This is a genomic window from Chitinophaga sp. (assembly GCF_036566945.1).
Taxonomy (GTDB): domain Bacteria; phylum Bacteroidota; class Bacteroidia; order Chitinophagales; family Chitinophagaceae; genus Chitinophaga.
This window is the reverse complement of sequence record NZ_DATCVJ010001035.1, coordinates 1-5,420: the sequence shown is the minus strand read 5'-3', so window position 1 is coordinate 5,420 and position 5,420 is coordinate 1. Positions and strand designations below refer to the sequence as shown.

The following is a 5,420-nucleotide window of genomic DNA, read 5'->3' as shown; positions in this document are numbered from 1 at the left end:
AAACGGTTTGAATAATTCAGCCGCCATATCCTTAGGCAAACCACATTCGTGCAGTTTCAGTTCAGGTCCTACCACGATAACAGAACGTCCGGAATAATCCACACGTTTACCGAGTAAGTTCTGACGGAAACGACCTTGTTTACCTTTCAGTACGTCTGACAGAGATTTCAGTGCACGACCGCCTTCCGCTTTTACCGCGTTGGATTTACGGGAGTTGTCGAACAGGGAATCCACCGCTTCCTGCAGCATACGTTTTTCGTTACGAAGGATCACCTCAGGCGCCTTAATTTCAATCAAACGTTTCAGACGGTTGTTACGGATAATTACCCTGCGGTAAAGGTCGTTCAGATCAGAAGATGCGAAACGGCCACCATCCAAAGGAACTAACGGACGCAGTTCAGGAGGTACCACAGGAATATATTGCATAACCATCCATTCAGGACGGTTTTCTACACGACCATTTGCTTCACGGAAAGCTTCTACCACGCTCAGACGTTTCAGCGCTTCCGCTTTACGTTGCTGGGAAGTTTCAGTGGCCGCCTGGTTACGCAGCTGATAGGAAAGGCTGTCCAGATCAATACGGGCCAGCATCATTTCTACCGCTTCCGCACCCATCTTTGCAATAAACTTGTTAGGATCTTCATCCGGTAACAGCTGATTGTCTTTTGGTAAGGTGTCCAGGATATCCAGGTATTCTTCTTCAGTGAGTAAATCACCGTAGTTCATGCCTTTTTCCTGTTTCATACCCGCCTGGATAATTACGTATCTCTCGTAATACACGATGGTTTCCAGTTTCTTGGAAGACATTCCAAGCAGGTAACCAATCTTGTTAGGCAGGGATTTGAAATACCATATATGTACAACGGGTACCACTAAACGAATGTGGCCCATTCTTTCACGACGTACTTTCTTCTCCGTTACCTCAACACCGCAGCGATCACACACAATACCCTTATAACGGATACGTTTGTATTTTCCGCAATAGCATTCGTAATCCTTTACAGGCCCGAATATTCTTTCGCAGAATAAACCATCACGTTCCGGCTTGTAAGTACGGTAGTTGATGGTTTCAGGTTTCAGCACCTCACCGTATGAACGCTCCAGAATAACATCGGGAGAAGCCAGACTGATGGTAATGCTGTTAAAATTTGATTTAGGACGATTTTCTTTCTTGATAGCCATCTGTTATTAGCTTTTAGCTGTTAGCCGTTGGTGATAAGCCAGCGACAAAAATTTTATTCCTGCGAAATATCCAAGCTATCAGCCATTAGCATTGCTGCTAATGGCTGGTAGCTAAAAGCTCTTAGTCAAATTTCAGATCCAGACCCAGACCACGCAATTCATGGATCAATACATTGAAGGATTCAGGCACACCCGCTTTAGGTATGTTGTCACCTTTCACGATAGATTCATATGCTTTGGCACGACCAACGATATCATCTGATTTAATAGTAAGCAGTTCCTGCAGGATGTTGGATGCACCATATGCTTCCAGTGCCCACACCTCCATCTCACCAAAACGCTGACCACCAAACTGGGCTTTACCACCCAGCGGCTGTTGGGTAATGAGACTGTACGGTCCGATAGAACGGGCGTGCATCTTATCATCCACCATGTGGCTCAGTTTAAGCATATAGATAACACCTACGGTTGCCTTCTGGTGGAAACGATCTCCCGTTTCACCATCACACAGGTAAGCGTGACCGAAGCTAGGTAAACCGGCTTCTTTGATATAATCAGCAATTTCTTCTGTAGTAGCACCGTCAAAGATCGGAGTCGCAAAACGTACACCCAGTTTCAGACCTGCCCAACCTAATACGGTTTCATAGATCTGTCCAAGGTTCATACGGGAAGGTACCCCGAGTGGGTTCAGTACGATATCCAGTGGTGTACCATCTTCCAGGAAAGGCATGTCTTCATCACGCACAATCTTGGCAACGATACCCTTGTTACCGTGACGTCCCGCCATCTTATCACCCACTTTCAACTTACGCTTGCTGGCCAGGTAAACCTTTGCCAGTTTCAGTACACCCGCTGGCAGCTCATCACCAATAGAGATGTTGAACTTCTCACGTTTGTAACGACCCAGCTCTTCGTTGAACTTGATGTTATAGTTATGCAGCAGGGTATTGATCTGATCGTTCACCACTTCGTCTGTTGTCCAGCCCAGTGGGTTTACGTTCATGAAGTCAATATTTACCAGGTTCTTCGGAGAGAACTTGGAACCCTTAGAAATCAATACTTCACCGTAAGTGTTGGTAATACCCTGAGAGGTTTTATCCTTCAGTAATACCAGCAATTTGCTCATCAGCACTTCCAGCACATCTTCCGCGTTTTTCTGGTGAATTTTCTCCAGTTTCTCGATAGCTGCTTTCTCACGGGTTTTGGAGTTCTTATCTTTCTTGGCGCGACTGAACAATTTCTTGTCAATCACCACACCTTCTGTGGATGGAGGTGCTTTCAGAGAAGCATCTTTCGCATCAGAAGCCTTGTCACCAAAGATCGCTCTTAAGAGTTTTTCTTCAGGAGAAGGATCAGATTCACCACGCGGAGTGATTTTACCAATCAGGATATCGCCTTCTTTAATGTGAGCACCAACACGGATAATACCGTTCTGGTCGAGGTCTTTGGTAGCCTCTTCACTTACGTTAGGAATATCCGGAGTCAGTTCTTCTTCACCCAGTTTGGTATCACGAACTTCCAGTTCATATTCATCGATGTGGATAGAAGTAAACAGATCCTCACGTGCAACACGCTCAGAGATTACGATCGCATCCTCAAAGTTGTAACCTTTCCATGGCATGAACGCTACCTTCAGGTTACGTCCCAGTGCCAGTTCACCACCGCGGGTAGCATAACCTTCTGTTAAGAAGTCGCCATCCTTAACGCGCTGACCTTTCTTAACGCAAGGTCTGAGGTTAATACAGGTGCTTTGGTTGGTTTTAACGAATTTGGTCAGTGTGTAAACGATCAGATCATCTTCAAAGCTCACCAGTTTCTGCATTTCATCACGCTCGTAACGAACATGAATTTCATTTGCATCCACAAATTCGATCACACCATTACCATCTGCAGTAATCTGCAAACGGGAGTCACGCGCAGCTTTGCCTTCCAGACCAGTACCTACGATAGGCACTTCAGGGTTCAGCAATGGCACCGCCTGACGTTGCATGTTTGATCCCATCAACGCACGGTTGGCATCATCGTGTTCCAGGAACGGAATCAGCGAAGCACTCAAACCTACGATCTGGTTAGGCGCCACGTCCATGAATTCCACATCTTCTCTGTCGAGAATCGGGAAGTCACCGGTTTCGCGGGATTTTACTTTTTCGTTTAAGAAATGGCCTTTTTCATCCAGTGGGGCGTTCGCCTGTGCAATCTTCACAGAATCTTCCTCTTCAGCACTCAGGAACTCCACTTTATGCATGTCTACTTTACCGTCTCTTACTTTGCGGTAAGGTGTTTCAATGAAGCCCATTTCATTCACTTTTGCGTGAACGCAAAGTGTAGAGATCAGACCAATGTTTGGTCCTTCTGGTGTTTCAATGGTACACAGACGGCCGTAGTGGCTATAGTGAACGTCACGCACCTCAAAACCTGCTCTTTCACGACTCAGACCACCGGGTCCGAGAGCGGAAATACGACGTTTGTGCGTGATTTCAGATAACGGGTTCGTTTGATCCAGGAACTGAGATAACTGGGAAGTACCGAAGAAGGAGTTGATCACGGAAGACAAAGTCCTGGCGTTGATCAGATCTACCGGGGTAAATACCTCGTTATCACGTACGTTCATTCTTTCACGGATGGTACGAGCCATACGGGCAAGACCAACACCAAACTGAGCATATAACTGCTCGCCTACAGTACGCACACGACGGTTAGACAGGTGATCGATATCATCGATTTCTGCTTTACCATTGGTCAGCTGTACCAGGTACTTGATGATGGAGATGATGTCATCCTTCGTCAGCACTTTCATGTCTAACGGAGTAGGAAGACCTAATTTTCTGTTGATCTTATAACGACCTACGTCACCTAAATCGTAACGTTTGTCGGAGAAGAACAATTTATCGATGATACCCCTTGCAGTTTCATCATCCGGCGCATCCGCACCGCGCAGTTGGCGGTAGATGTGCTGAACGGCTTCCAGCTCGGAGTTAGATGTATCCTTATTTAATGTATTGTAGATGATGGAGAAATCGCCGCTCACCTCTTCTTTCTGCACGAAAACGCTTTTCAATCCCATGTCTACGATGGTTTCGATATTCGCTTCATCCAGGATGCTATCACGCTCCAGCATAATTTCATTACGCTCGATGCTCACCACTTCACCGGTATCCTCATCCACAAAGTCTTCTACCCAGCTTCTTAAAACACGGGCAGCCAGCTTCTTGCCGGCATATTTATCAAGACTTTTTTTGTCTGCTTTTACTTCATCTGCCATGCCAAACAGCTGCAGGATATCCTTATCTGTTTCATAGCCGATGGCACGCAACAGGGTGGTAACCGGGAATTTCTTCTTACGGTCGATGTAAGCGTACATCACGTTGTTGATGTCCGTTGCAAACTCCATCCATGCGCCCTTGAACGGGATCACCCTTGCAGAGTAGATCTTGGTACCGTTCGGATGTACAGATTGACCAAAGAAAACACCAGGTGAACGATGCAGTTGAGATACAACTACGCGCTCAGCACCATTAATAACGAAAGTACCTCTTGGAGTCATGTAAGGAATGTTTCCTAAGAACACATCCTGGACAATCGTCTGGAAATCCACATGCTCCTCATCATTACAGCTGAGGCGGAGTTTCGCTTTCAACGGTACGGAATAAGTAAGCCCACGCTCAATACATTCCTCGATAGTGTAACGCGGAGGATCCACGAAATAATCAAGGAATTCCAGATTAAAGATATTTCTGGTATCTGTAATCGGGAAGTTCTCTTTAAATACCTTAAAAAGTCCTTCGTTGTTTCGCTTGTCTGGTGTGGTTTCTAATTGGAAGAAATCCTTGAAAGATTGGATTTGGATAGCCAACAGATCCGGTGTCTCAGTAACTTGTTTGATCTTTCCAAAATTTACTCTTTCGTTTGTTTGGGCTTTTTTTAGAGACATATTCGAAGTTAGCAGTTATATGACTTGTAAGAATTAGGGAAATTAAGATTTCTTTGCCAATACCATCCCAATTTATTTATGCCTTCTGCACGTGGTCAAAGTCACCTTATTAGTGATTCCCCGTTTTGACTCTCTGAAAAAGACACTTTCCCAAAGGGAATAAGGCCAAAAGTGCAAAAGCACTTTTGACCTTTAAAAGATGTATACTTAAGCAAAGAATTACTGAATTTCAACATCAGCACCAGCTTCAGTCAGCTTAGCTTTCAGGTCTTCAGCCTCAGCTTTGCTTACGCCTTCTTTAATAGAT

At 45.3% G+C, this 5,420-nt stretch carries 2 protein-coding genes and 1 pseudogene; all 3 read right to left on the bottom strand.

The window, feature by feature from the left end; all coding sequences use genetic code 11:
- Nucleotides 1-1,182 (bottom strand): annotated as a pseudogene (locus VIP81_RS31290) (DNA-directed RNA polymerase subunit beta'); the annotation flags it as partial.
- Nucleotides 1,183-1,303: 121 nt separating this feature from the next.
- Nucleotides 1,304-5,113, bottom strand: coding sequence for a DNA-directed RNA polymerase subunit beta (rpoB, locus tag VIP81_RS31285; protein ID WP_331971342.1), 3,810 nt, complete (start codon nt 5,111-5,113; stop codon nt 1,304-1,306).
- A gap of 219 nt (nt 5,114-5,332) precedes the next feature.
- On the bottom strand, nt 5,333-5,416 hold the full coding sequence (locus VIP81_RS31280) for a ribosomal protein L7/L12 (RefSeq protein WP_331971345.1): 84 nt from the start codon (nt 5,414-5,416) through the stop codon (nt 5,333-5,335).
- Nucleotides 5,417-5,420 lie beyond the last annotated feature (4 nt).